25 protein-coding genes and 1 riboswitch are annotated in these 25,314 nt (G+C 43.8%); of the genes, 20 read left to right on the top strand and 5 right to left on the bottom strand.

The features are described from left to right. Window positions 1–143 precede the first annotated feature (143 nt). The 8 genes from KH400_RS08245 (at window position 144) to KH400_RS08210 (ending at window position 9,061) form a co-directional block, all read left to right on the top strand. Complete coding sequence (locus tag KH400_RS08245) at window positions 144–1,127, top strand: TAXI family TRAP transporter solute-binding subunit (RefSeq protein WP_217223856.1); 984 nt, start codon at window positions 144–146, stop codon at window positions 1,125–1,127. 75 nt (window positions 1,128–1,202) lie between these two features. Then, window positions 1,203–1,670 carry a DUF1850 domain-containing protein gene (locus tag KH400_RS08240; protein ID WP_246589460.1) on the top strand — a complete coding sequence of 156 codons (468 nt, stop codon included), beginning with the start codon at window positions 1,203–1,205 and terminating at the stop codon, window positions 1,668–1,670. A gap of 5 nt (window positions 1,671–1,675) precedes the next feature. Further along, a complete protein-coding gene (locus KH400_RS08235) occupies window positions 1,676–3,649 on the top strand; it encodes a TRAP transporter permease (RefSeq protein WP_217223854.1) in 1,974 nt (657 codons plus the stop codon). Window positions 3,650–3,934: 285 nt separating this feature from the next. After that, window positions 3,935–4,723, top strand: coding sequence for an SDR family oxidoreductase (locus KH400_RS08230; protein WP_217224049.1), 789 nt, complete (start codon window positions 3,935–3,937; stop codon window positions 4,721–4,723). Between the two features lie 293 nt (window positions 4,724–5,016). Continuing rightward, window positions 5,017–5,838 (top strand): sulfite exporter TauE/SafE family protein, encoded by an 822-nt coding sequence (locus tag KH400_RS08225; RefSeq protein ID WP_217223853.1) that lies wholly within the window; start codon window positions 5,017–5,019, stop codon window positions 5,836–5,838. A 53-nt stretch (window positions 5,839–5,891) separates the two neighbouring features. Continuing rightward, the gene (locus tag KH400_RS08220; protein WP_217223851.1) at window positions 5,892–7,280 is read left to right on the top strand and encodes a bifunctional metallophosphatase/5'-nucleotidase; all 1,389 of its coding nucleotides are present in this window, start codon (window positions 5,892–5,894) and stop codon (window positions 7,278–7,280) included. 111 nt (window positions 7,281–7,391) lie between these two features. Then, entirely contained in the window at window positions 7,392–7,700 is a 309-nt protein-coding gene (locus tag KH400_RS08215; protein WP_217223849.1) for a YunC family protein, read from the top strand. A gap of 263 nt (window positions 7,701–7,963) precedes the next feature. After that, window positions 7,964–9,061, top strand: coding sequence for an HD-GYP domain-containing protein (locus KH400_RS08210; RefSeq protein ID WP_217223847.1), 1,098 nt, complete (start codon window positions 7,964–7,966; stop codon window positions 9,059–9,061). 160 nt (window positions 9,062–9,221) lie between these two features. On the opposite strand, the gene KH400_RS08205 is transcribed toward KH400_RS08210, so the two are convergent. After that, window positions 9,222–9,710, bottom strand: coding sequence for a hypothetical protein (locus tag KH400_RS08205; protein WP_217223845.1), 489 nt, complete (start codon window positions 9,708–9,710; stop codon window positions 9,222–9,224). A gap of 267 nt (window positions 9,711–9,977) precedes the next feature. On the opposite strand from KH400_RS08205, the gene KH400_RS08200 reads away from it, so the two are divergent. The 8 genes from KH400_RS08200 (at window position 9,978) to wrbA (ending at window position 18,189) form a co-directional block, all read left to right on the top strand. Beyond that, window positions 9,978–10,934 carry a thymidylate synthase gene (locus KH400_RS08200; RefSeq protein ID WP_217223843.1) on the top strand — a complete coding sequence of 319 codons (957 nt, stop codon included), beginning with the start codon at window positions 9,978–9,980 and terminating at the stop codon, window positions 10,932–10,934. 21 nt (window positions 10,935–10,955) lie between these two features. Beyond that, window positions 10,956–11,447 (top strand): dihydrofolate reductase, encoded by a 492-nt coding sequence (locus tag KH400_RS08195; RefSeq protein WP_217223841.1) that lies wholly within the window; start codon window positions 10,956–10,958, stop codon window positions 11,445–11,447. Between the two features lie 70 nt (window positions 11,448–11,517). Beyond that, complete coding sequence (yunB, locus tag KH400_RS08190) at window positions 11,518–12,318, top strand: sporulation protein YunB (protein ID WP_217223840.1); 801 nt, start codon at window positions 11,518–11,520, stop codon at window positions 12,316–12,318. A gap of 71 nt (window positions 12,319–12,389) precedes the next feature. Then, a riboswitch (Lysine riboswitch) is annotated at window positions 12,390–12,569 on the top strand. A 474-nt stretch (window positions 12,570–13,043) separates the two neighbouring features. Continuing rightward, window positions 13,044–14,597, top strand: coding sequence for a Na+/H+ antiporter NhaC family protein (locus KH400_RS08185; RefSeq protein ID WP_217223838.1), 1,554 nt, complete (start codon window positions 13,044–13,046; stop codon window positions 14,595–14,597). Window positions 14,598–14,938: 341 nt separating this feature from the next. Next, complete coding sequence (locus KH400_RS08180) at window positions 14,939–16,459, top strand: sodium-dependent transporter (protein ID WP_217223836.1); 1,521 nt, start codon at window positions 14,939–14,941, stop codon at window positions 16,457–16,459. Then, window positions 16,459–16,575, top strand: a complete 117-nt coding sequence (locus KH400_RS08175; RefSeq protein ID WP_217223835.1) for a methionine/alanine import family NSS transporter small subunit — start codon at window positions 16,459–16,461, stop codon at window positions 16,573–16,575. Before KH400_RS08180 ends, KH400_RS08175 begins: the two co-directional genes overlap by 1 nt. Window positions 16,576–16,878: 303 nt before the next feature. Next, window positions 16,879–17,331 carry a MarR family winged helix-turn-helix transcriptional regulator gene (locus KH400_RS08170; RefSeq protein ID WP_438821109.1) on the top strand — a complete coding sequence of 151 codons (453 nt, stop codon included), beginning with the start codon at window positions 16,879–16,881 and terminating at the stop codon, window positions 17,329–17,331. Window positions 17,332–17,529: 198 nt separating this feature from the next. Continuing rightward, the gene (gene wrbA / locus KH400_RS08165; protein WP_217223833.1) at window positions 17,530–18,189 is read left to right on the top strand and encodes an NAD(P)H:quinone oxidoreductase; all 660 of its coding nucleotides are present in this window, start codon (window positions 17,530–17,532) and stop codon (window positions 18,187–18,189) included. A gap of 577 nt (window positions 18,190–18,766) precedes the next feature. Here the strand turns inward: wrbA and KH400_RS08160 are convergent. Further along, on the bottom strand, window positions 18,767–19,762 hold the full coding sequence (locus KH400_RS08160; protein ID WP_217223831.1) for a M23 family metallopeptidase: 996 nt from the start codon (window positions 19,760–19,762) through the stop codon (window positions 18,767–18,769). Between the two features lie 223 nt (window positions 19,763–19,985). Between KH400_RS08160 and lipA the strand changes: the two genes are divergently transcribed. After that, the gene (lipA, locus tag KH400_RS08155) at window positions 19,986–20,888 is read left to right on the top strand and encodes a lipoyl synthase (RefSeq protein ID WP_217223829.1); all 903 of its coding nucleotides are present in this window, start codon (window positions 19,986–19,988) and stop codon (window positions 20,886–20,888) included. 613 nt (window positions 20,889–21,501) lie between these two features. Here the strand turns inward: lipA and KH400_RS08150 are convergent. Then, window positions 21,502–22,152: a YhcN/YlaJ family sporulation lipoprotein gene (locus KH400_RS08150; RefSeq protein ID WP_217223827.1), complete on the bottom strand. Its 651-nt coding sequence runs from the start codon at window positions 22,150–22,152 to the stop codon at window positions 21,502–21,504. Between the two features lie 132 nt (window positions 22,153–22,284). Between KH400_RS08150 and KH400_RS08145 the strand changes: the two genes are divergently transcribed. After that, window positions 22,285–22,584 (top strand): YutD family protein, encoded by a 300-nt coding sequence (locus KH400_RS08145; protein ID WP_217223824.1) that lies wholly within the window; start codon window positions 22,285–22,287, stop codon window positions 22,582–22,584. Window positions 22,585–22,668: 84 nt separating this feature from the next. Here the strand turns inward: KH400_RS08145 and KH400_RS08140 are convergent, their stop codons facing one another. Both KH400_RS08140 and KH400_RS08135 read right to left on the bottom strand, forming a co-directional pair. Continuing rightward, window positions 22,669–22,896 (bottom strand): hypothetical protein, encoded by a 228-nt coding sequence (locus KH400_RS08140; protein ID WP_217224047.1) that lies wholly within the window; start codon window positions 22,894–22,896, stop codon window positions 22,669–22,671. 147 nt (window positions 22,897–23,043) lie between these two features. Then, window positions 23,044–23,310, bottom strand: a complete 267-nt coding sequence (locus KH400_RS08135) for a DUF3055 domain-containing protein (RefSeq protein WP_217223822.1) — start codon at window positions 23,308–23,310, stop codon at window positions 23,044–23,046. Window positions 23,311–23,513: 203 nt separating this feature from the next. Between KH400_RS08135 and KH400_RS08130 the strand changes: the two genes are divergently transcribed. Beyond that, window positions 23,514–23,960 (top strand): DUF86 domain-containing protein, encoded by a 447-nt coding sequence (locus tag KH400_RS08130; RefSeq protein ID WP_217223820.1) that lies wholly within the window; start codon window positions 23,514–23,516, stop codon window positions 23,958–23,960. A 542-nt stretch (window positions 23,961–24,502) separates the two neighbouring features. Next, a complete protein-coding gene (locus KH400_RS08125) occupies window positions 24,503–25,147 on the top strand; it encodes a helix-turn-helix transcriptional regulator (RefSeq protein ID WP_217223818.1) in 645 nt (214 codons plus the stop codon). Window positions 25,148–25,314: the final 167 nt, after the last annotated feature.

Here is a 25,314-nt window from a genome sequence, read left to right as displayed (position 1 = left end):
AACCGGCACTTTTTGCCGGTTTTTTTGTGCCGTTAACTGTATCCGTTTACACGTTTGTCGGGATTTATCACATTTTTTCGTTTTGGCATGGAATTTGCAATATAAAAATGGTGTAAAACAAAAACAATTAGGGGGAAAGAGAAATGAAAAAGTATTTGATGTTTCTTGTACTTGTTCTTGTCTTAGCTGCTTGCGGTGGTAACGACGATCAAGCGGGCGGAGAAGATGGTGGACAAGGTAGTGATGAAGACTTATTTGTAACGGTAGCTACTGGTGGTACATCAGGTGTTTACTACCCAATCGGAGGTGCGGTTGCTAGTTTACTAGAAGGTGAGCTTGGCTTTGATACATCTGTTCAATCAACAGGTGCTTCAGTGGAAAACGTTAACTTACTTGATACAAACCGTGCTGAATTAGCGATCACAATGGCTGATACAGTTTTACAAGCTTATGAAGGAAGTGGTGCTTTCGAAGGTGAGGAGCCAAAAGATAACCTACGCGGGTTAACAGCACTATATCCGAACTATGTTCAAGTGGTAACAACAGCAGACTCTGGCATTGAGTCGATTGAAGATCTAGCTGGTCGTACAGTTGGTGTAGGTGCACCAAACTCTGGTGTTGAATTAAATGCACGTATCATTTTAGAAGCACATGGCATGAGCTATGAAGATATTAATGAAGACTACTTATCTTACGCTGAAGCGATTGACCAAATCAAAAACGGTATGGTTGATGCGGCATTCGTAACAAGTGGTGTTCCAAATGCAACAGTGATTGACTTATCAACAACAGAAACAGCAGTGATCCTTCCAATCGAAGGTGAAGCAATGGACTACCTAGCAGAGAACTATCCGTTCTTCTCAGCAGGTGAAATTGAAGCTGGTGCTTATGACAATGAAGAAGCTGTTCCAACAGCAGCAATTACAAACCTACTATTAGTAAATGGTGACCTTTCAGATGAAGTCGTTTACGATATGACAAAAACAATCTTTGAAAATATCGAATCAATTCACAGTGCACACAATGCAGCAACGAACATCACTATAGATACAGTGACAGAAGGGATGCCAATTCCACTTCACCCAGGTGCAGAGCAATACTTTGAAGAAGTAGGCGCACTTGAGTAAATAGTTAAATAGGAAGGAGGCTGTGGCTGCCCTCTTTAGTGATATACTCACTTAGGGGACAGCCCCTCCATCTTTATGAATAAAAAAGTACGATTGCTTATATTTTGTTTTGTTATTGTCAGTGGGTATTTTTTCGTTCAGGCGAAGGATACGTATGAGCTCGTCATTAAAGAGCAACGAACACAACAAGAGTATTACCGCATGACCGTCGAACCCGGCGATCACATCAGCGTCTCTTGGATTCACTCAGTTGAACGAACCCCATGGCAGGAAACGTATAAAATTGTTGACAACCAACAACTAGAGCTCATCGAAACGCGGTTTCAGTCATTTGGTGCTGGGGTTCCGCATGAGAGCAATGGCGAGACGACCATCGAGGATGGCTACACAGTCATGACAGGGATCGATCGAGTCGTCGAACAATTTAGTTGGGTTCATTCCCATGACGCAGATTTTCAGTTGTTTTTAAATGACGAAAACATAATTGAATCATATGAACTCCCCCATCATCACCAATTGGAGTTTCATATAGAAAAGAGGTGAGTCGTATGACTGATAAAACAAAGTTGGAGCAACCTGAATTAAATGAAGAACAGCAACAGGTGTTAGAAAAATATGACAACGAGTCGCGGTTTCGTAAATTTGATAACCGTATTGTCGCCCTTATCGTTACGATTTTAGCTGTAGGGTTATCACTTTATCATTTATATACGTCTTATTTTGGCACACCTGTAACCTTGCAGCACCGCTCGCTTCACGTCGCGGCTGTGCTTGCCTTGATCTTCGTTTTATATCCGCCGTTCAAAAAGTCAAACCGGAGCAAATTGCCTTGGTATGATGTGTTATTCACACTGATGGCCTTTTCTACGACGGTCTACATTTTTAGCGACTATTTAGGAATCGTTCAACGTGGTGGTTTACCAAACACCCTTGACCTTGTCTTCGGAGTGATGTTAGTCGTGCTCGTCCTAGAAGCCGCACGTCGAGTGACTGGCTGGGCGCTTCCATTACTAGCGGCGTTGTTTTTCCTTTACGGCTTATTTGGTCGTGAAATGTCAGGAATCTTCCGTCACCGTGGCTATGAATGGCATGAAATCGTTAACTTCCTTTATGTGACGACGGAAGGGATTTACGGGACAGCGATTGGAGTTTCCGCAACATACATTTTCCTATTCATTTTATTTGGTGCCTTTTTAGGAAAGTCAGGTATGGGGCAATTCTTTAACGACCTCGCGATGGCAATCGCTGGGCAAACAAAAGGTGGACCAGCGAAAGTATCGGTGATTGCGAGTGGATTTTTAGGAAGTATTAACGGAGCAGCCGTTGCCAATGTTGTAACAACAGGTGCATTTACAATTCCATTAATGAAAAAAATCGGTTATAAGAAAAACTTTGCTGGTGCCGTTGAAGCATCCGCATCGGTTGGGGGACAGATTTTACCACCAATCATGGGGGCTGCAGCCTTTATCATGGCTGAGATTCTTGGGATGCCATACAGTCAAATCGCACTAGCAGCCTTATTACCGGCCTTATTATTCTATATCGGGATCATCACGCAAATCCATTTACGAGCATCTAAAGAAGGCTTAAAAGGGATTCCACGTGCCGATCTTCCACGAATCAAGGAAGTTATGAAAGAACGCGGTCACTTACTCATTCCGCTTCTATTCTTAATGTATATGCTATTCTTTAGTGGTAAAACGATTATCTTCTCAGCGTTCTTAACGATCTTAGTGACGATTGCTGTTGCGATGATGAGAAAGACAACGCGTATGTCTCTACGCGATATTATCGATGCGCTTGAGACAGGCGCAAGAACAGCTGTCGGTGTCGCGATTGCCTGTGCGGCCGTTGGGGTCATCGTCGGTGTCGCAACGTTAACAGGCTTTGGTTTAAAACTAGCAAATGCGATCGTTACTTTAGGTGGAGAAAGCTTAATGCTAACATTGCTATTCACAATGGTCGCTTGTATCGTGCTTGGGATGGGCTTACCTAGTATCCCAACGTATATCATTACAGCAACGATGGCAGCACCAGCACTTGTCCAATTAGGAATTGAGCCGTTAGTGGCGCATTTATTCGTATTCTATTTTGGGATTTTTGCGAATATTACACCACCAGTTGCACTCGCAGCCTTTGCCGCCGCCGGGATATCGGGCGGTCAGGAGATGCGGACCGGCTTTATGTCAATGAAGCTAGCAATTGCCGGTTTTATCGTACCGTTCCTATTTGTCTATAATGATTCGTTACTATTAACGAATACAACGTTAACAGAAGGGATTCTTGTCGTGGCAACCTCAGTCGCCGGGGTGGTTATGCTCGGAACAGCTGCGGAAGGCTACTTCTTTACACACATGAATCCAATCTATCGAATCGTATTGTTCGTTGGGGCGCTATTGTTTATGAACCCTAATGTGTTCCAAGATTTAATTGGTCTAGCGATTATCGTAGTGATTGTGGCGTTGCAATGGATCAAGGCGAAGAAAACAAATCAAGCAGAACCTCCAAGCGCAACGGTATAAAAATTTCCAAAAAGCTGTTAGAATTATTCTGACAGCTTTTCTACTATCAAATAGAATGTAGACTAAGAATAGGTGAACAGGGGAGCTATATTCTCAAAGAAAGTTGACGTTCGACCCTAATCGTGAAGAAAATTCCGAGGTCTTATGAAAGCAAAGGCAGCTTTCAATGTCCTCTTCATTGTCTTCACTACGCCGACTATCGCCGAAGTTTCAATTAGTATAGGTAGTATCAAATCTACATAGAAAGCAAGAGCAATTAAATAAAAAACAGAGGAGGCAACAATGATGGACTTACAGTTACAAGGGAAGTCAGTGCTTGTTTTAGCATCTAGTAAAGGTTTAGGGAAAGCGGTTGCGACAAAATACGCTCAAGAGGGCGCGCGTGTGATGATCACAAGCCGCGACGAGGAATCATTATCAGCAACAGCAAATGAAATCAAAGAAGCTACAGGTGCTGAAGTGAATTCATTCGTTTGTGATATTAAAGATGGCGAGCAAGTGAAGCAATTAGTGGCAAAAACAGTTGAGCTATACGGTACCGTTGACGTGCTTATCAACAATGCAGGTGGACCACCAGCAGGGACTTTCGATAAATTCGAAGACGAGCAGTGGCAGCATGCGTTTGAACTGAACCTGCTTAGCTTCGTCCGTGCGATCCGCGAAGTTTTACCACATATGCGTAAGCAAAACCGTGGTCATATTGTCAACATTGCTTCATCATCGATCAAGCAACCAATCGATAATTTACTATTATCAAACACATTCCGTGCAGGGATTTTAGGGCTATCAAAAAGCTTATCGCAAGAGTTTGCATCTGATAACATCCTTATTAACACGGTTGGACCTGGCCGTATTGCCACAGACCGTGTCGCTGAACTTGATGAGGTAAAAGCTAATAACACAGGACTCAGCTATGAGGACGTGAAAAAACAAGCAGAAGCAAGCATCCCATTAGGACGCTACGGTGAACCAGAAGAATTTGCAAACACGATTTGCTACCTTGGCTCACCAGCGAACTCGTACGTAACAGGCCAAGCCATTACGGTTGATGGTGGTATGACAAAAGCATTTTAAGGTAATGATGGCGCTGGACGGAATGTCCGGCGTCATTTTCTTTTGGTAGCGGGGAGAGCGTGCGGGTTCTGAGGGGAATCTTGTGATTATGGGCAATAGCGGAATGAGAGTCCACGAGCCCGCCCGCGCCGCCCCAAGGATCCCTAATCCGTGCCTCGCCTCGGATTATATCAATGATCACTCTAATGGTAGCTATAGTGAAGCAAAGGAAATCATTGGGTCGCTCATTCGCGCTGTGTGGTACAATAGAAGTAAATCAGCGTAGATGAAAAAGCAGGAAAGTTGGATTTTAAATGGAATGGGTATTATTAGTGATTATCGGCTTAGCGGCCGGTACGTTAGGCAGTTTAATGGGACTTGGTGGCGGAATTATCATCGTTCCTGCATTAATGGTTCTAAGCGGTTATACGGCAATTTTATCTGGGATGACACCGCAAGTGGCGGTTGGAACATCATTGTTAATTATGATTTTTACCGGGTTATCCTCAACGCTAGCATACATAAAGCAGAAGAAGGTTGATTATCGCAGTGGGCTACTTTTTTTTATTGGTAGTGGTCCCGGGGCCATTTTTGGCGTATGGTTAAATAAGGATATTAATGTAGACACGTTCCTCGTCTATTTTGGGATTTTTATCGTGTTTGTTTCGTTTGTCTTGATGGTTCGTAAGCACTTGAAACCATTGAAGATAAGGCAAAAAGGGATTAAGCGAACCTATATTAACGAATCAGGAGAAGAGATTGAATACGGATATCAGCCGGTTCTGGCAATCGCGATTTCATTTGTTGTCGGGATGTTCTCAGGCTTATTTGGCATTGGTGGCGGTTCGCTCATGGTGCCAGCGATGATCTTGCTGTTTGGCTTTCCGGCCCATACGGCCGTGGCGACCTCAATGTTTATGATTTTCTTATCCTCGATCGTGAGCTCGATTTCCCATATCAGCTTAGGAAATGTCGATTGGCTGTATGCGCTCGCACTAGTCCCAGGCGCATGGTTTGGCGGCAAGCTTGGTGCTTATATTAATCAGCGCTTAGCGAATGATACTGTTGTTCATTTGCTGCGACTGATGTTAATCATCATCGGTGTGCGTTTAATTTGGCAAGGCATCACCGGTTAACAGTGGCTTGCTATTAAATTTAGGTTTTTAGTTATTGGGTGAGGTGATAGATAGTGGCAATTAGACAACTTCATATTTACCATGTAAATGATTTGCATAGCCACCTTGAGCAGTGGCCCTCGATTGTTGCATTCTTTAACAAGCAACGAGACATTCACGAGCTCCAAAACGAAGAGGCGTTATTCTTTGACATTGGAGATCATGCCGATCGTTTTCATCCGGTTACCGAAGCAACGAGCGGCAAGGCGAATGTTGAGTTAATGAATGAGGCAGGGCTTGATTATGCGACGATCGGGAACAATGAAGGAATTACTTTTTCAAAACAACAGCTCAATCAGCTTTACGATGATGCCAACTTTCCGGTTCTCGTCGCTAACCTTTTTGATGGAGAGGAGCGTCCGCATTGGGCACAGCCTTATGAGATTCGTGAACTAGATAGTGGCTTGAAGGTTGCCGTGATTGGGATGACGGTTGCGTTTTACCCGTTTTATAAAAAATTAGGCTGGGAAGTCAGCGATGCCTTTGAAATTCTCCCACCGTTGTTAGAGGAAGTTCGTGCTCAGGCGGACCTTGTCATTCTCGTCTCACATCTTGGTTTGAATAAGGACGAGGAATTGGCGCGTCATTGTGAGGGAATTGATATCATCCTTGGTGCCCATACGCACCATCTGTTGAAAAATGGAAAGGTCGTTGAGGACACGTTAATTGGTCAAGCAGGGAAATTTGGTCATTATTTAGGTCAAATGCTGATTCGTTATGATGACGAGACGGGCGAGATCGTTGACTATAACCTTGGAACCGTTGAAGTCGGTCAACAAGCCCCAGATCAGCACACGAGTGATTGCCTTGAGCGTCTAAAAATCGAGGCTGATCAGATTCTCAGTGAGCCAGTGACGACCTTATCAGAAGCACTTCCTGTCTCATGGTACGAACCGTCTCCGTTTCCAGAGCTGTTGGCTGAGGCGCTGAAAGAGTGGTGCGATGCAGAGATTAGTATGGTCAATGCTGGCGTTCTGCTTGCAAGCTTGCCGGCTGGTGATGTTACAAAAGGTGATCTTCACCGCATTTGTCCTCACCCGATCAATCCATGTAAGCTAACCTTAAAAGGAAGCTTGTTAAAGGAAACGATTCAGCATGCGTTCACGGAAAAAATGATCAACCTTGAGCTAAAAGGGTATGGTTTCCGTGGCAAAGTGCTTGGTGTCATGGCGTTTAGCGGTGTTGATGTTCGTTTGAAGGTGTTAGCTGATGGCATGAATCATGTCGAATCAATCACTGTTCTCGGTGAACCGCTCGATGCCGAACGTGACTATGAGCTTGCAACCGTTGATATGTATACATTCGGGCGCTTATATCCCGCGATTGCAGCGGCAGCAGACAAGGAGTATTTTATGCCAGAAATGCTTCGTGACCTGCTCGCTTGGAAGCTTCAGAAAATATAAATAGGGCTTATTCGTAGAGAGAGGTGATGGGCGCCCAACGTTCGCACTAATGCTTGGCAGGTGTCATAACGTATAGTGAAGACGCTTTTCAAAGAAGGGGTGTGAACGTTCATGGTAGAAATGACGCCGATCACGATTGAAGGTCAGCAATTTACAGCCGTAACGGTTAAGCTCCCGAAGACAAATTTTATGGCTGTAACGAGTGATAAAGGATACATCATGTGCGGGGCTCTCGATGTTGCCTTGTTTAATACGAATGAAAAGTTAAAAGAACGAGGTATTGTTGCAGGTCGTGCCCTCGGTGTTCGTACGATTGAGCAATTAATTGAGGCACCGTTAGAATCGGTAACGCTTGAAGCCGAATCTTTAGGGATCAAGGCTGGGATGACTGGTAAAGAAGCACTGCTGAAAATGCTTTAGATTTCAGTACAGGGAGGGGAAAAGGCCCCTCCTTTTTTTATTGTTGGAGTGTGCTAACAGCCGAAGCTAGCTTATTTCATCGCCTTAGGTTGGACTGAGGTAAGTGAAGTAGATTAGAGGGCTTGCCAAATTTTTATAGAATTTCCACTCCATTTTTGGTAGAATATTGGTAAAGTGTTTATCTTTTTGGCAAAAAATGTCGTTTTTTGACAGGTAAACAACTGGTCGGAAAAAAGAATGGAATAAAGTGAGGAGACTTTGGCATGAGGCTAATAGCAACGAAATCACTACATGAAAATGACAGCCTAGGAAAAGCGATATACAATGATAACGGACAAGTATTGATACGCTCGGGAGTTCCGTTATCACAACGGATGATCGACCGCCTTCTTGAGATTGGTGTTGCTTTCGTCTATGTCAAAGATGAGAAAACAGACGATATCGAAGTCAATGATGTCATAACCGAGAAGACGCGTCAGCGCGCGTTTCAAACAATCAAAACCGAATTTGAATCGATTGCGGATGAGATGCGTCTCTCAAAATCAATTAATCGCGATCAATTAGGGAAAAATTTCAGCTCGATCGTCGATAGCATTTTAGCTGATGTCAAAAGTAATAAAGAAGCGATCTCGCTTCTCTCTGATGTGTTTTTGTATGACAATTACATATTCGCGCATTCCCTCAATGTTACGATTTACTCGCTAGGACTAGCGCTGGAAATGAAGTTATCCGATAAACAGCTTAAGGAGATCGGTCTCGGAGCGATGCTTCATGATGTCGGCAAGATGGCGATCCCACCAGAAATTTTAAATAAGCCTGGACGTTTAACGGATGAAGAGTTTGACGTCATTAAGCGACATCCGAAAGCAGGCTTTGACTTACTGAGGAACATCCCGAACATGCCACTCCTAGCCGCACATTGTGCGTTTCAGCATCATGAACGACTTAACGGGTCAGGCTATCCAAGGAATTTAACGAGCAGTGACATCCATCTATACGCAAAAATTATCGGAATTGCCGATGTCTTTGATGCAGTAACCTCACATCGTGTCTACCGAAAAGCGATGCTACCGCATGAAGGACTTGAAATTTTATATGCTGGAGCTGGCACACAGTTTGATAAAGACATGCTTGAAGCATTTGCACGCACGGTTGCGATGTACCCTGTTGGCTTAACTGTTGATTTAAGCGATGGCAGAAAGGCGGTTGTCGTCAAACAAAATCAACACATGAGTGCAAGGCCAGTCGTACGAATTATCGAGGAAAACGATCAAGAACTACCTGAGCCATACGAAATCGACTTAATGGTAGAAACAAACATAACGATTGTTGAAACAGAAGCAACGTTAGCAGATGGATAACGCTCATTGCTAAGAGGCAGTTCAAAAGGTACTAACCAACCTTGTGTTCTGACCTCTTTTTTCGTGATATCCAATTGCTACTTCTCCAATTAACCAGCCCTGTTAACACACACAAAAGCGATTGCCCTCCTAATTGAACAATTGCCTCCGTTATCTACATTTAAAATCGAATCGGAATAACTTTTTCAAAAGAAAGTCCTAAATAGCTATAATGGATGATAACCTCATTTATTTCTTCATTGTTGATCACACTTAAACCGTAGCTTTTATCATCTTCTGTAGCCGTACCATCATTCACTTTATCTAACTGTGATGATGGAGCGGTATTTGGCTCGATACTTACATCTTCAATGTCTGTCAGGTCAAACTCTTTCGCCTCACCATCAAAATCAGCAGCGATATAAAAACCTTTTAACGGGTTGCTCAATTGAATTTTTTTATCTAGTGGCTCTTCATGATTATTGATTAACACATCGTTAATTTTTATATTGCTAAACCCTTTATTACCGATACTAATTAGCACACCTTGTTTCTCACTTGTTGAACCAATCGTGCCGCTTGCTAATGGTGGGTTTAATTTTATGAAAGAAAATAGTCCAATGACTAGAACAGCAACTATTACAACTGAAATGAGTGTTGTTTTTTTCAATTCCTCACACCCCTTTACTCGATCTCTGCTAACCATAACATAAATTACCAATAGATTGGGATGGGGATTCTAACGCCAGCATATAGGTCGATAGAATCCGCACCGCCTTAGAAAAGTTCACTTCGGTTAGAAATCGTCGAGATGGCACAATCGTGTGCTAAAACTCGACAAAACCTATAGGTGAGTACGAAGCTGTGATAAAATGAAAACGACGCTGTTAGGAGAACCTAACTGAGAAGCCGGCAAGATGGAGGAGTTAATAACGCGATGAGTCAAAATGAACAAGCTTATTTAGAATTGTGCAAAGAGATTTTAGAGACGGGTGAAACAAAAGGTGATCGTACCGGAACAGGGACGACTTCTTTATTTGGCAAGCAGATGCGATTTGATTTAAATGAAGGCTTTCCACTGTTAACGACAAAACGAGTTCCTTTTAAACTAATTGCGAGCGAATTGCTATGGTTTATGAAAGGTGACACGAATATTCGTTATCTATTACAGCATAACAATAACATTTGGAATGAATGGGCGTTTGAGAAGTGGGTTACTAGTGATGAATACACTGGGCCGGATATGACTGATTTTGGCTTACGCAGTCAAACAGATGATGAATTTAAGGCGCTCTATGAACAAGAAATGGAAAGTTTTAAAGAGCGAATTTTAACCGATGATGCCTTCGCAAGTAAGTATGGCGATCTTGGTAATATTTACGGCAAGCAATGGCGGGAATGGAAAACGACGAATGGTGAAACGATTGATCAGCTCAAAGATGTGATCGATATGATCAAGAACAATCCAAACTCACGCCGTTTGATTGTCTCAGCATGGAATCCAGAAGATGTGCCATCTATGGCGTTACCGCCGTGTCACACACTCTTTCAATTTTATGTCGCAGATGGCAAGTTGAGCTGTCAGTTATACCAGCGCAGTGCGGATATGTTCCTCGGTGTACCATTTAACATTGCGAGTTATGCGCTGCTAACACACTTAATCGCTCATGAATGTGGGCTAGGTGTTGGTGAATTTATTCATACGCTCGGTGACGCGCACATTTATTCAAATCACTTCGAGCAAGTTAGAACACAGCTCGCGCGTGATCCACGTCCATTACCGACGTTGACGCTAAACAAGGGCGTTACATCTGTGTTTGATTTTGACCTAGAGGATATTACGTTAAGTGGCTACGATCCGCACCCAGCGATTAAGGCACCAGTAGCAGTCTAGAGGAAAAGGAGGTTATCATACATGATTTCATTTATGGTGGCGATGGACCAGAATCGCCTGATTGGAAAAGACAATGATTTACCGTGGCGCTTGCCAGCTGACCTCGCTTATTTTAAAAAAGTAACGATGGGCAAGCCAATCGTGATGGGCAGAAAAACGCACGAATCAATCGGACGCCCATTACCAGGGCGAGAAAACATCATTATTACTCGAAATGAAGATTATCAAGCTGAAGGCTGTACGGTTGTGAACTCCGTTGCTGAGATTGAACGTTTTGATGATGACACAGAGGTGTTTGTCATTGGCGGTGCGGAAATTTTTAAAGAGACACTTCCGATTGCAGACCGCCTCTACATAACGTTGATTGAAGAAGAATTTGAAGGTGACACGTATTTCCCTGAGATTAAAGAGGATGAGTGGGAGTTGACCTCTGAGGAGCGTGGCACGACAGATGAGAAGAACCGTCACAAGCACCGTTTCCTTGTCTATGAGCGAAAAGCTAAACAAGCGTAAATTTTGTCCGAAATAGTGGTTAACCCGAGCCCCCTCTTTGCATATATATTAGTGCAAAGGGGGGGTGGCGTTGGCAAAATTTAAAATACATCGGCCCCGTAAACGGAAAGGTCCGCTGCCTTTTCGTTACGTCTTTTTATTATCATTTGTTATTTTTGTTGCGATGACCGTACAAGGACTTTGGTTAGTTGAAAAAGGAATTCGCCCAACGTTGATCGAGATTGCGCAAACAGAGACACAGAAAATTGCAACCCAGGCGATCAATGATGCGATTTCAAAGAAAATCGTCGATAATACGGGGATGGAAGACTTGATTAACATTGAAAAAGACAATAATGACAACATCACATCGGTTGGTTTTGATGCACAAATTTATAATCGTGTCGTTTCGGAAGCGATTATTCGTGTGCAAAAGTACTTGAAGATGGTGGAGCAAGGCCAAATTGAAAGCCTTAGCGTCCCCGAGGGGGTTGAGGTTGATTTTAATGAACAAACCTTTTCTGATAATGGCATTATTCATACGATTCCATTAGGGCAAGCAACAAATAATGCGTTACTTGCTCACTTAGGGCCTCAAGTTCCCGTCAAGTTCACAGCAATTGGTGATGTAAAAGCGCAGTTGAATGAAACGATCGAGCCATCGGGAATCAACAATACGTACATTAGTGTCGCGATGGACATTGAAGTTGACGTGCAAGTCGTTATTCCGTTTGCAACTGAAGAACAAACGGTTGGCACGACGATCCCAATTGGCATGATATTCGTACCTGGAGAAGTCCCTTACTTCTATAACCATGGTGGTGACAGTAATGCGCCAGCACCGGCGATTATCCCGCCAGATGAAGAGGAGATTGATGCAGGGATAAATTAACATTGCCACGCGCAGATAGCCTTGTTATAATGAGTCTTGCGAAAAAATTGAATGCAGTAGCCTCATTGTAAAAATGAGGTAGAGGCGCGGCCTTCATAAGTATGTAATTCGAGTGTGACGAACGATGAGAATTGCAAAAAGGGGAGGTTGCCGAAGCGATGTGAACTCCGTCAGGTGAGCATTGCTGGGGTTGTACTTAAGAAGTGCAGCACTGTCACGGTTAGAGATGATCGTGGAGAACTACTCAGACATGATGGGGCTTTGTCGTTTACGGTTATAAGGTAATGACAGGGAGCGCCCTGTCATTGCCTTTTTTTCTTTTTTGGGGAAAGGTCTGTACTGGGGTAGTGCAGGCGTGAGCGGGCTGAGGATTCGCCGGTAGCAAGCGGGCGAGACGCTTCGGACTGAGTATCCGCTATTTGTGAAAAAAGAGCCTAATTGGGGAAGTAACCGGACCGAGAAGCCGTTATTTGCCATAAACCGAGGTAAAAAAGGTCGGTTTGGTATCGATAGCGGACTGAGGGTCCGAAAGAGCTCTAAAACCTGGTGATTTGTCACAAATAAGGTACTGAGCGTCCACCCATCGCCCACCGCGCCCTACAGCTGGACTCCCCGCCAAAAACACATGTGCTCCCAATCCGTTCTTCGCTCACCAATCTAAGGTCGGCGAGTGAACATTTTATACAGCTAGATCATGCAAAAAATTTTAGGAGGAACTTTACATCATGGAAAACTCAATTTTATCGTTACTCCCACCGGTGTTAGCGCTAGTGATGGTTATTTTTACTCGTCGCGTGCTGTTATCGCTTGGGGTTGGGATTATCGTTGGTGCACTGATGATCAACGACTTTTCAATTGTCGCTAGTATCGGCCAAATTGCTAGCATCGTTGGAGCCGTCTTTGTCGTCGATGGTGCCTTGAATACGTGGGAATTATATATTTTATTCTTTTTACTATTACTAGGAATGATGGCTTCACTAATTGCACTATCAGGAGGAAGCCGTGCGTTTGGTGACTGGGCGATTCGCCGTGTGAAGACACGTGTCGGCGCGCAGCTCGTTACGGTTTTACTTGGAATCTTAATTTTTATTGATGATTACTTTAATAGTTTAACGGTCGGAAACGTTAGTCGACCGCTAACGGACCGTCATAAAATTTCTCGTTCGAAGCTCGCTTATTTAGTCGATTCAACGGCTGCTCCGATGTGTGTAATCGCACCATTATCAAGTTGGGGTGCCTACATTATCACGATCATCGGCGGAATTTTAGTGACACATGGGGTGACGCAATATGAACCACTACAAGCGTTCCTTTTCATGGTGCCGATGAACTTTTATGCGATCATTGCTTTACTACTAGTTGTTGCGGTAGCCGTCTTTAAGCTTGACCTCGGGGCGATGAAGACGCATGAAGAGCGTGCAATGAAGACAGGTGAAGTGGTTGATCCGAACAAAGGCGCCATTCCTGGTGAACAAGATACCATTTCAGAAAACAAGCACGGCAAAGTTCGTGATCTTGTGTTACCGATCCTTGCGCTTATCGTTGGTACGGTTTACTTTATGATTCATACGGGAATCCAAGCGTCTGGGGAAGAAGCGACACTTCTTTCTATCTTTGAAAATACCGATGTAGCGACAGCGTTATTATACGGTGGTGTGATCGGTCTCATTGTTGCGCTTCTACTAACAGCTTTAAACAAAGTAAACGCTCAAGACATTGGTGTTGGTCTTTGGGCTGGGATTAAATCGATGCTACCAGCGATTTATATTTTACTATTCGCATGGACGATCATTGAAATTATCGACGGACTTGGTACGGGTACGTATCTAGCAGGGCTTGTGAGTGAGCATATGAACATCGCTTTCTTGCCTGCGGTGATCTTTATCCTTGCTGGGTTTATGGCCTTTTCAACTGGGACAAGCTGGGGAACGTTTGCGATGTTACTCCCAATCGCCGGTGAAATTGCTGCGGTCGTTGATGTTGAGATGATGCTGCCAGCACTAGCTGCAGTCCTTGCTGGGGCGATCTTTGGTGACCACTGTTCACCGATTTCAGATACGACGATCCTTTCGTCAACAGGGGCAGGAAGTCACCATATCGATCACGTCATTACGCAGTTGCCGTATGCACTGATCGTTGCTGGAATTACATTTGTTTCGTATCTTGTGTTAGGTTTTACAGGTAGTATGCTCATCGGACTTGTGGCAGCGATTATCTTATTTGTGATTGTTGTGGCAGTTCTGAAACGATTAGTTGGCGCTAAAGCCGCTAATGCATAAAAAAATATAGAGGTAAAAATCCCAAGAATGGCTTAAGAGGGGGGCTCCCCTTTTAAGCCATTCTACTTTTTTCGACAGAAAGCGCCATCATTGAAAAAATATTTTGACAAGTGGGACGTTAGTTATTATAATGAGATAACGAATCAGTTATTTAGCTTTAAAGGCCTAATCCTTTACTTTTATTCTTTTTTCCTTTAACGCTTGATAGAATCATAGTTGCTCACTTCGCTCTAAAATGTCAAACTATTTTGACAAAATCGTCAAGAATAATAATAGTTAGCGTCCGAGTGGAATAGAATTCTTGGTAAATGAGTAACGCTAAAACAGAAAGGGGTATGGACATGAACAATCGAGAACAGTGGGGTACACGTGCCGGCTTTATTATGGCGGCAGTTGGTTCAGCTGTTGGTCTAGGTAACATCTGGCGATTCCCGTATGTTGCCTATGAGAATGGTGGAGGAGCATTTTTTATTCCTTATCTATTTGCACTCTTAACAGCGGGGATTCCGCTACTTATTATGGAATTTACGATGGGTCAAAGGTACCGTGGCTCCGCACCATTAACATTTGCACGAATCAACAAGAAAGCAGAATGGATCGGTTGGTGGCAGGTCGGGATCTCATTTGTAATCTCCACCTACTATGCCGTGATCATCGCGTGGGCGATGGCCTACACAGTCTTCGCCGTGAACCAGAGCTGGGGAACGGATACGGAAGGATTTTTATTTAGTAATTATTTGCAGTTAGCAGACACTCCTGGTGATGTGGGTGGACTCGTTCCATCGGCATTCATTCCATTAATTCTTGTTTGGGTGATTGCACTAGGTGTCCTCTTTAAAGGGGTTAAGCGCGGGATTGAATTGGCAAACAGAATCTTCATTCCAACGCTTCTCGTGATGTTTTTACTTCTAGTTATTCGCGCACTTACGTTAGAAGGCGCAGCACTCGGTTTGAATTCATTCTTTGAGCCGAACTGGAGTGAAATCATGAACCCAGGCGTATGGGTTGCAGCGTACGGACAGATCTTCTTTAGTTTATCAGTCGGCTTTGCGATTATGATTACGTACTCAAGTTATTTATCAAAGAAGTCAGATATTAACAACAACGCATTTATCGCAGGTTTCAGTAACTCAAGTTTTGAGCTTTTAGCAGGTATAGGGGTTTTCGCTGCACTAGGTTTCATGGCAACAGCTGCTGGTGTTGGCGTTGATGAAGTAGCAACAGCAGGTGTAGGTCTCGCCTTCGTTGTCTTCCCAGCGATTATTAACTCATTCCCAGGCATGAATGGCTTGTTCGGGGTCTTATTCTTCGGCTCACTCGTGTTAGCTGGTCTATCATCACTGATTTCTATTACAGAAACTTATGTATCAGCCTTACAAGATAAGTTCAAAATTACACGTCAAAAAGCCGTTCTATTCGGTGGAGGTTTATCAGCACTTGTTTCGATTTTATATGCGACACAAGGTGGTCTATACTTCCTAGATGCGGTTGACTACTTTATTAACGAATTTGGTGTCGCACTTGCAGGTCTGATTTCAGTTGTGGCCGTTGCATGGTTCTTACGTCACTTATCAACATTGCAAAAACACCACAACAACATTAGTGACTTCCGTACAGGTTTATGGTGGAAAATCTGCCTAGGCGTGATTACACCGATCGTCCTTGGTTATATGTTCATTCAAAACCTAGTAACGAACTTACAATCAAACTACGAAGGTTATCCGACATCATTCATCATTCCGTTTGGTTGGCTCGTTGCAGTAGGTGTCATCATTATCGGTTTCATCTTAGCGGCATTTAAATGGAAGAGCAGAGACTTAGAAGTTCCAGATCATTCAGATGCGAAGGGAGATGGTCAGTAATGAGTGGCGGCGCAATCACAATGATGCTGATCGGTATGGCAATTATCTGGGGCGGTTTAGCGTTAAGCATCCGCAACGCAGTTAAAGTTGCCCGAGCAAAGAAAGCAAATAATTAGTAACGACGAAGCACGCCAGACTGATTGTAGTTGGCGTGCTTTACTTTTCAAAGTGTGGATGAGATAAGGCAGGGGGCCTCCCCATTTGATGTAGAGCCCAAAAGTATAGAATTCTTAAACGCTACATCATGAGCAGTTTGTGTTAAGTTCCTGACTAGATTTTTGATAAAAAAAGCGTCTTCGCTAGAATTATTATTTTGCTTAAAATTTTACTATTCCAGTTTAGTGCACACACCTTCTTGACAGAAAACCATACACTATTGTATACTTATCTCGAATTCGAGATAATATAAAAGGATGATCATGATGGATAACCACAAACAGACAGAAGAGGAGTTAGCGTTAAAATTATTTGTTGTTCTCTCACGCTCGTTTCAAACGATTCGCAAGCGTGTCGAAGAGGATATTAAAACGCATGGACTCAATCCAACTGAGTTTGCCGTGCTTGAACTCATCTATAATAAAGGTGAACAGCCGATCCAAAAAATTGGTGAGAAAGTGTTAATCGCCAGCAGCAGCATTACGTATGTCGTTGACAAGCTTGAAAAGAAAGAATTTTTAACGAGAAAGCCATGTCCAAAAGACCGACGCATTACGTATGCAACAATTACTGAGGCGGGGACGGAACTTATGGATAACATTTTTCCAAGTCACCGTGAAGCGATTGCTGACATCTTTGGCGGTTTACAAACAGAAGAAAAAGAAGTGATGATCGAACAATTGAAAAAATTAGGGTATCACGCAAAAGATCTCTAATTTTTTTTAGTAAATATCTTGAATTCGAAATGTTCGATATGATATTATTCAAAATAGAGAAATAACAGAGAAACACAACAAAAAGGAATAAGATATTTTTTTGAGAATATATCTCGAATTGGAGATATTCAAAATTGAGGGTTATCCATTACAGATTTAGGGAATAACAGCTACTGTGGAAAAGGGGAGAAATAAATAATGGGGTTTTTACAAAATTTATTTGGAAACAAAAAGGAGACGATCGAAATGGCAAACGTTAAATTAGCAGTGATCTATTACAGTTCAACAGGTACAAACTACAAAATGGCACAGTGGGCCAAAGAGGGAGCAGAAGCTGCTGGGGCAGAAGTCAAAGTCTTAAAAGTGCCTGAGCTTGCACCAAAAGAAGCGATTGAATCAAATCCAGCGTGGAAAGCTCACCTTGATGAAACAAAGGATGTACCTGAAGTTAGCCTTGACGATCTTGAGTGGGCAGATGCAATCATCTTCAGCATGCCAACACGCTTCGGTAACCTACCTGCACAAATGAAGCAATTCTTAGACACAACAGGCGGTCTCTGGTTTAACGGCAAGTTAGCCAATAAAGCGGTAAGTGCAATGACATCAGCCAACAATGCGCATGGTGGTCAAGAAGCAACGATCCTTTCATTATATACAACAATGCACCACTGGGGGGCGATTGTTGCGTCACCAGGCTACACAGACCCAGTACAATTTGCATCAGGCGGTAACCCATACGGTGTAAGTGTCACAGTCGACCAAGACGGCAACATGCAAGAAGACGTACAAGACGCTGCTAAATACCAAGCAAAACGTACAGTCCAAGTCGCTGAATGGATCAAAAAAGGAAATCAATAAAGAGCGAGCCTCCTTCTTGTAATGGGCTCCGATAACTCGTAAATAATAAAAATGACTACTAATTGTATCTCAATTAGTAGTCATTTTTTTCTTTGATACAGAGACTGTAGCCGATGAAGGACAAAAGAGAGCCAAGCTGGAAGGGAAATGTCTTTCATGGAGGTGATGAAGGACAAAAGAGAGCCGAGCTGGCTGGGAAATGTCCTTCATGGAGGTGATGAAGGACAAAAGAGTGCAGAGTTGGGAGAGAAATGTCCTTCATGAAGGCGATGAAGGACAAAACTAGGCCGAGCGGAAGTGGAAATGTCCTTCATAAGGGTGATGAAGGACAAAAGCGTGCCGAGTTGGCTGGGAAATGTCCTTCATGGAGGTGATGAAGGACAAAAGAGAGCCGAGTTGGCTGGGAAATGTCCTTCATGAAGGCGATGAAGGACAAAAATGGGCTGAGCGGAAGTGGAAATGTCCTTCATAAGGATGATGAAGGACAAAACTAGGCCGAGCTGGAAGGGAAATGTCCTTCATAATCAATGAAAAAAGCACTAGGCAACAAATCCCGGCCTAGTGCTCCGTTCATATATCATTTTTTTGCGCGGTCTTTCTTTTCCCAAGATTTTAATGATGGATACGGGTCAAATGACCACTCGGTAATGCCGTTGTCACGATACATGCCGTAGTGCAGATGTGGTGGGAACTTCCCTTGGGTACCAGGTTTACCGTAACCGGAGCTTCCGACATAGCCGATCACGTCCCCTGGTTCAACAATCGTACCAACCTCAATGCCTTTCTCAAATCCACTTAAGTGCGCGAAATAATGGTAGACATTATCGATGTCACGAATACCGACGCGCCAGCCGCCATAACGGTTCCAGCCTTTGATCTCAACAACACCGTACGCAGTCGCGCGTACTGGGACATTATGGTTCGCAAAAATATCGGTACCTTCATGGATGCGACGGCCACCCCAACCGCGGCGATCGCCCCACGTGTTTTTGTAGCTATAATTATAGCGTAATGGGACTGGGAAGCTGGTGTTTCTCAGGTCAACCGTATCAAATTTTTTAAAGACTCGAGCATGTCCCGTAATGATATTCACCGTTTGTTCACGTTGGTAATAATCCCAAAGAGCGATACGAATATTTTCTTCATCATAACCATAGGTTTCTAAGTAATTAGCAAATGAATATAAGACATCTTCGTCGTCCGTGCGACTAACAATGCCATCACCATTTCCGTCCTTTCCCCAACCGCCAAACATACTAATCGATAGCGGATTCTCGTCCTCTAGGTCAGGGTTGAGTGGACCGACCCATTGGCGAGGCGAGAAAAAGATGTTGATCACGCCATCGGATTTCGGGCGGTCGCGCAGGGCTTTGCGAAGTCCGCGTTCATAGTAGTCAACCGCAGCAATGAAGTACCACGGGATGTTCGTAAGTGCTTCGGTCTTTTGGTATAAATCCATTCGCTTCTCAATGATCTCTTCATTACTCATATCTTCGATGGATTCAGCAGACACAGATGGAACGATCGGTAAGAGTAATGTGAGGATCATGAACATTATTGCGATTTTTCTCATGACATGATATGCTCCTTTCTAGCCTACTCATAGCTATAGTTTGTTGCAATCAAGAGAAAACATCATCGTTAAATACTGGCAATTGCCGAGGTCAAAATTTTGTGATGGAATGTGAAACATGTTACATTAAAGATACGCTCAAACGAGTATAATACCAAAGGATAGCAGACGATCCTGTAGCTGTATAAATAGAAGGTAAATTTTAACTGGAGTGTGGATTTGAATGGCAAAAAAAGAAGAATACATCCGTAAGCCGGACTGGTTAAAAATTAAACTCAATACTAATGAGAGCTATACAGGCTTGAAAAAAATGATGCGCGAAAACAACCTACATACGGTATGCGAAGAAGCAAAATGTCCGAACATCCATGAATGCTGGGCAGAACGTAAAACCGCTACATTCATGATCTTAGGTGGAACGTGTACACGTGCATGCCGCTTCTGTGCGGTTAAAACAGGCCTTCCAACTGAACTTGACTTACAAGAGCCAGAACGCGTTGCTGATTCGGTTGAAACGATGGGCTTAAAGCACGCCGTTATTACAGCCGTTGCTCGTGACGATCTCAAAGACGGTGGGGCAGAGGTTTTCGCTGAAACGGTTCGCGCTGTGCGCAGACGTATGCCGTTGTGCTCAATCGAAGTCCTACCATCAGACATGATGGGCGTCTATGATAATTTAAAAACACTAATGGACGCAAAACCAAACATCCTAAACCACAACATTGAAACGGTAAAACGACTAACACCAAGAGTCCGTGCTCGTGCAACTTATGAACGCTCATTAGAGTTCTTACGTCGCGCAAAAGAAATGCAGCCGGACATCCCAACAAAATCAAGCCTAATGATCGGACTTGGCGAAACGAAAGAAGAAATCATCGAAACAATGGATGACCTTCGCGCCAACAATGTCGACATTATGACGATCGGCCAATACTTACAACCAACACGTAAACATCTGAAAGTTCAAAAATACTACCACCCAGATGAATTTGCCGAGCTAAAAGAAATCGCAATGAGCAAAGGCTTCAGCCACTGTGAAGCTGGACCACTCGTGCGCTCGTCTTACCACGCCGACGAGCAAGTAAACGAAGCACAAGTACGCGAAGCAGCAAGAAAAGCTGAATAAGTATGAGTGACGGACGGGAGCCTCTCCTTTTGGAAGGAGGGGCTTCCGTTTTTTTTCGAATCTGAGGGTCCGGAACGACTGCACGAGCAGGGGTAAGCGGACTGAGGGTCCGCTATTCGGCGAAAAATAGCTCATCTCAAGGAAGTAGCGGACCCTGATTCCGCTAATGCTCATCAACCAACCGAACTCCGCGCAACTTAGGGCAAATAACGCACCTGTAGTCCGCGCCACCTTAAAAAAGCATCATTTTGGAATGAATAGCGAACTGAGGGTCCGGAACGACCGCACGAGCAGGGGTAAGCGGACTGAGGATCCGCTATTCGGCGAAAAATAGCTCATCTCAAGAAAGTAGCGGACCCTGATTCCGCTAATGCTCATCAACCAACCGAACTCCGCGCAACTTAGGACAAATAACGCACCTGTAGTCCGCGCCACCTTAAAGAAGCATCATTTTGGAATGAATAGCGAACTGAGGGTCCGGAACGACTGCATGAGCACCCGTAATCGGACTGAGGATCCGCAAGCATTGCACTTTGCCCACAACGACCGCCTAGCATCCCCGCCATCCTCACAATCAACCAAAAACAAGACTAGCTAACAAAGTTGGCTAGTCTTATCTATTGTTATTCGATTTAGCTGTTACACCGCCGTCATCACGATTCAAATGCATCTCACGATAGGCTTCATCATCATAGCCTTGAGGAGATTGTTTCATCTCTTCAATCGTTGGCTCAAGCAGATCGTTCACTTCAGGGGAGTGGCTACCAAGTGAACTGAAGCGCTCAATCGCCTCCATATTTTCGCGGTTATCAGACACATACACGTCATAGAAGCGTGGTAATACAGAGTAAGCTGTACGCTTTACTTGATCGGCTACGCGTTCGCGCTCATCGTCATCCGCCTCAGCATCATAAACGACTAACGCATATTTATCAGTCACAAGCGTTGCAACATCATGGACACCCGGTAAGTAAACCGCCATATTTGTAATCGTTTCTGCCATTAACTCGCGATCAAAATAAGCGGACTCGGTCATAGGATTGTGACCATTCTTATTCGCTTTTTGTTGGCGTACATACCCAAACTGGCTATGCTCATCTTTCGTACCTGGTGTATGATTCATCACTTGTGTGCGCTCGTTTCGCTCAGCAACAGTAACATTTTGGTCGCGCACCGTATTTGGTGATTGATTATCGATCACCTGATTACACCCAGTCGCAAGCAATGCCCCGCATAAGCCGACAGCGACAATCGATTTTTTCATTCAAAGCACCTCCTCGCCATTAGCATGACCGAATCGATTTATTTTTACGTTAGAAATTACTGGACAACTTATGTAACGTTGCGGTTGATGTGTTAAAATAAAAACCACAACTGCGGAAATGAGGTGTTTACATTGGTTCGCATTAACGGAATTAATTTTGAAGTCGTTGAAGATGTCAAAGACGGCTGGAATGAAGAAGAATTTAAGTCGCGCTACAGCGAAGTTCTTAATAAATATGATTATATCGTCGGTGACTGGGGGTACGAACAGCTCAGACTCCGAGGCTTTTTCGATGATAAAAACCGCAAATCAAGCTATGATACAAAAATAAGTACATTACCTGAATACTTATATGAATACTGTAACTTCGGCTGCGCCTACTTTGTCGTAAAGAAGGTCAAAGAGCAGAGTCGTGAAAAAGCGAAGGCATAAGATAGGGTGTCCTAATGGGAGTTACCCTTAGGACACCCTAGAAGCAATGAGCGAAAGTCGCCCGATTCATTGCACCTGAGACAGTTATCTCTGGCGATAAGGTGGTTCTGCATCCACATCAGGGTCATCGTGCGTCGGATGGGCCCCAGGGAATTGACGCGGTAGATTTTCGTGGAACGATTTATCCTCATAGTTAAACGCACTATATGGTCGTTGCCCTTCATCCCACGACGTACTTTTGCCTAATGGACGATTGATGGGAGAGCCATAAGGTCCATCCGCAAACTCTTCAGCCGTAAGGAAGTTGTGCATCGTTTCCACGTTAGAAAAGTCAGTGTACTCTTCATCAGTGACACCTTTTCTCTCTTTATCGCGATTCAAAAAAACCACCTCCTACGGGTAGAGTCCCCAAAGGAAGTGGTTTTTATCTGTCTTGCTCAATTGCAATTCCTACCAGCGTTAGACAACCTCATATAAGAACGAGCGAAGTTCACTAGCATCTTCTTCACTAATGTTATACACCTGCTCAAGATATCCAGGCTCATCAAGGTCATCAGAGCCAATAATCGCAAAGCGGTTTGAAAGCATGTCTAACACAAGGTGCTTGCCGTAATGCCTTGACGTTGACGTAATCGCAAGGTCAAAGCGTTGGTTTTCCCCCATGAAGCTCACAAACCTCGTTTTCGTTTCCTCAGTATCATCATAAAGATAAAAGCGTTCTGACATTGGACAGACTCCTTTCTGCACGTGCGCTGCATCGATTCTAACATTAATCATATCAAAAACGTGTGAATTAAGAAATCGTTTGCTAACACATTACACTAATTTTTTCGTCCCACCACTGTAAAAAACAATACTGAAAACGCTTATTTCCTTATGCTATACTTAATGATAGTAAAACCTTTAAATCTTAGTGGCAGGTGAACCCGATGTATTTTGTAGATCGCGAAAAAATCGAACAAACCTTAACGTATATGCAAGAATGTTTAAACGTATTTGCAGACCAACAGTCATGGCACACGACCATTGAAAAATTAGCAGTTGAGCGCATCGCTCACGTCGTCATTGAATCGATCATCGACACCGGCAACAGCATGATCGACGGCTTCATCATGCGCGACCCAGGCAGCTACGAGGACATTGTCGACATCCTAGAAGATGAAAAAGTCGTCACAACCGAGATGGCAGTGTCGTTAAAAAAGGTGATCGCCTACCGAAAACAACTCGTCCAAGACTACACGGACATCAACCATAACGAACTCGCTGACGCACTCACAACGGAAGGCACACACCTAAACGCATTCCCAACAGCCGTCCGCGACTACCTCACAAACGAACTCGGCCCCGTATCCGCATTTTTGCCGAATGAGAAATAAAAAAACAACGAGGACGCCTATCTAACAAAGGTAAGCGTCTTTTTTTTTTCAAAGAGGACCACGCATTATCCCCAAATCGGGCAGGCATTCAGAAAACAATAGCACTACAATCGTGAGCACCTAAAAAAAGAACTGCATACCACAGAGGTAAGACCCAAACGGTGATAACCGTTTGCGCCAACACGAAGTTGGCGTAGTGGGAACGATGAGGAGGAGCGTCGTAAGCCTGCTTCTGGCTTACGAAAGCCCTCGGAATCGAGACTACGTCAGGGGCGAACCTCAACCAACTCCTGGAATCAGCTATCCTCAACGTTTTAACCATAATACGATTCATGCCCGCCTAACCAACTGAACTTAGTAGTTAGTAATTAGTATTTAGTTGGTAAGGGATTAAGTATTTCTCCGCAGTATCGGGGAGAGCAGTTAAATGTTTTCCTAACCCCCTAACCAACTACCCAACTTCTCTTTCTAAACTTATATGTTGAAAAAGTTTACTTATCTCCATAAATTGAATACAATAGAAGAAGGGATGGTGAATAAATATGACAAGAGAAACCCCCACGACAAAAGATCAAATCCTAAACCTTTTGAAAAAGCATAAACAACTAACCGTCGCTGACCTCGCACGCCAACTCGATATTACCGAAATGGCAGTCAGACGACACTTGAATACACTACAGAAGGACAGCATCGTCAGTACATCACTCGTCCGCCAAGCGATGGGACGACCGACAAATGTATACTACTTAACCGCGGAAGGCCAGGAGTTGTTCCCGCGCAACTACGCCAATGTCACCATCGACTTTCTAAAGGACATTGAACAACTAGGCGGTAATGATATGATTGACGAACTATTTGCGAGACGTAAAGAACGCATGAAAGCTCAATATGAAGACTTAATCAAAGATTCAACATTCGAGCACCGCTTAGATGCCCTAGCTAAAGTACAAAACGATCACGGCTACATGGTCGAATGGGAAAAAGAAGGCGATGGCACATATGTGTTCAAAGAATACAACTGCCCGATCTCACAAATCGCCAAGGAATACCCAGTCGCTTGCGCATGCGAACAAGAGCTATTCCAAGAAATACTCGGCACAGAAGAGATCGAATGTGAAGCATGCATGGCGATCGACGATGTTCCACACTGCTTCTATAAAATTAAAGAACCAATGAACGAACAATAACCGCTTATTGATAAGCGGTTATTGTCGTTACGGGGCGGAGTGCGCCAGCAAGGATGAAAATTCGGTAAAGCTGGCTTACTAGCAACGCCTAAGATTGGAATGCTGATGTGTTTCATTGAGGAAGGAGAGGTTCACTCGAGGAGGGGGGGTGGATGATAGGGTGTAGT

The organism is Desertibacillus haloalkaliphilus (genome assembly GCF_019039105.1).
Classification (GTDB): Bacteria; Bacillota; Bacilli; order Bacillales; family KJ1-10-99; genus Desertibacillus; species Desertibacillus haloalkaliphilus.
Note: the sequence above shows the minus strand (reverse complement) of the source record. Positions and strands in the feature narration are given on the sequence as shown.

Bases quoted from the DNA above. Each gene is read 5' to 3' on its own strand.
- KH400_RS08245 (WP_217223856.1), top strand. From the start codon at position 144: ATGAAAAAGTATTTGATGTTTCTTGTACTTGTTCTTGTCTTAGCTGCT.
- KH400_RS08240 (WP_246589460.1), top strand. From the start codon at position 1,203: ATGAATAAAAAAGTACGATTGCTTATATTTTGTTTTGTTATTGTCAGT.
- KH400_RS08235 (WP_217223854.1), top strand. From the start codon at position 1,676: ATGACTGATAAAACAAAGTTGGAGCAACCTGAATTAAATGAAGAACAG.
- KH400_RS08230 (WP_217224049.1), top strand. From the start codon at position 3,935: ATGGACTTACAGTTACAAGGGAAGTCAGTGCTTGTTTTAGCATCTAGT.
- KH400_RS08225 (WP_217223853.1), top strand. From the start codon at position 5,017: ATGGAATGGGTATTATTAGTGATTATCGGCTTAGCGGCCGGTACGTTA.
- KH400_RS08215 (WP_217223849.1), top strand. From the start codon at position 7,392: ATGGTAGAAATGACGCCGATCACGATTGAAGGTCAGCAATTTACAGCC.
- KH400_RS08210 (WP_217223847.1), top strand. From the start codon at position 7,964: ATGAGGCTAATAGCAACGAAATCACTACATGAAAATGACAGCCTAGGA.
- KH400_RS08200 (WP_217223843.1), top strand. From the start codon at position 9,978: ATGAGTCAAAATGAACAAGCTTATTTAGAATTGTGCAAAGAGATTTTA.
- KH400_RS08195 (WP_217223841.1), top strand. From the start codon at position 10,956: ATGATTTCATTTATGGTGGCGATGGACCAGAATCGCCTGATTGGAAAA.
- KH400_RS08185 (WP_217223838.1), top strand. From the start codon at position 13,044: ATGGAAAACTCAATTTTATCGTTACTCCCACCGGTGTTAGCGCTAGTG.
- KH400_RS08180 (WP_217223836.1), top strand. From the start codon at position 14,939: ATGAACAATCGAGAACAGTGGGGTACACGTGCCGGCTTTATTATGGCG.
- KH400_RS08175 (WP_217223835.1), top strand. From the start codon at position 16,459: ATGAGTGGCGGCGCAATCACAATGATGCTGATCGGTATGGCAATTATC.
- KH400_RS08170 (WP_438821109.1), top strand. From the start codon at position 16,879: ATGATGGATAACCACAAACAGACAGAAGAGGAGTTAGCGTTAAAATTA.
- wrbA (WP_217223833.1), top strand. From the start codon at position 17,530: ATGGGGTTTTTACAAAATTTATTTGGAAACAAAAAGGAGACGATCGAA.
- KH400_RS08160 (WP_217223831.1), bottom strand. From the start codon at position 19,762: ATGAGAAAAATCGCAATAATGTTCATGATCCTCACATTACTCTTACCG.
- lipA (WP_217223829.1), top strand. From the start codon at position 19,986: ATGGCAAAAAAAGAAGAATACATCCGTAAGCCGGACTGGTTAAAAATT.
- KH400_RS08150 (WP_217223827.1), bottom strand. From the start codon at position 22,152: ATGAAAAAATCGATTGTCGCTGTCGGCTTATGCGGGGCATTGCTTGCG.
- KH400_RS08140 (WP_217224047.1), bottom strand. From the start codon at position 22,896: ATGCACAACTTCCTTACGGCTGAAGAGTTTGCGGATGGACCTTATGGC.
- KH400_RS08135 (WP_217223822.1), bottom strand. From the start codon at position 23,310: ATGTCAGAACGCTTTTATCTTTATGATGATACTGAGGAAACGAAAACG.
- KH400_RS08130 (WP_217223820.1), top strand. From the start codon at position 23,514: ATGTATTTTGTAGATCGCGAAAAAATCGAACAAACCTTAACGTATATG.
- KH400_RS08125 (WP_217223818.1), top strand. From the start codon at position 24,503: ATGACAAGAGAAACCCCCACGACAAAAGATCAAATCCTAAACCTTTTG.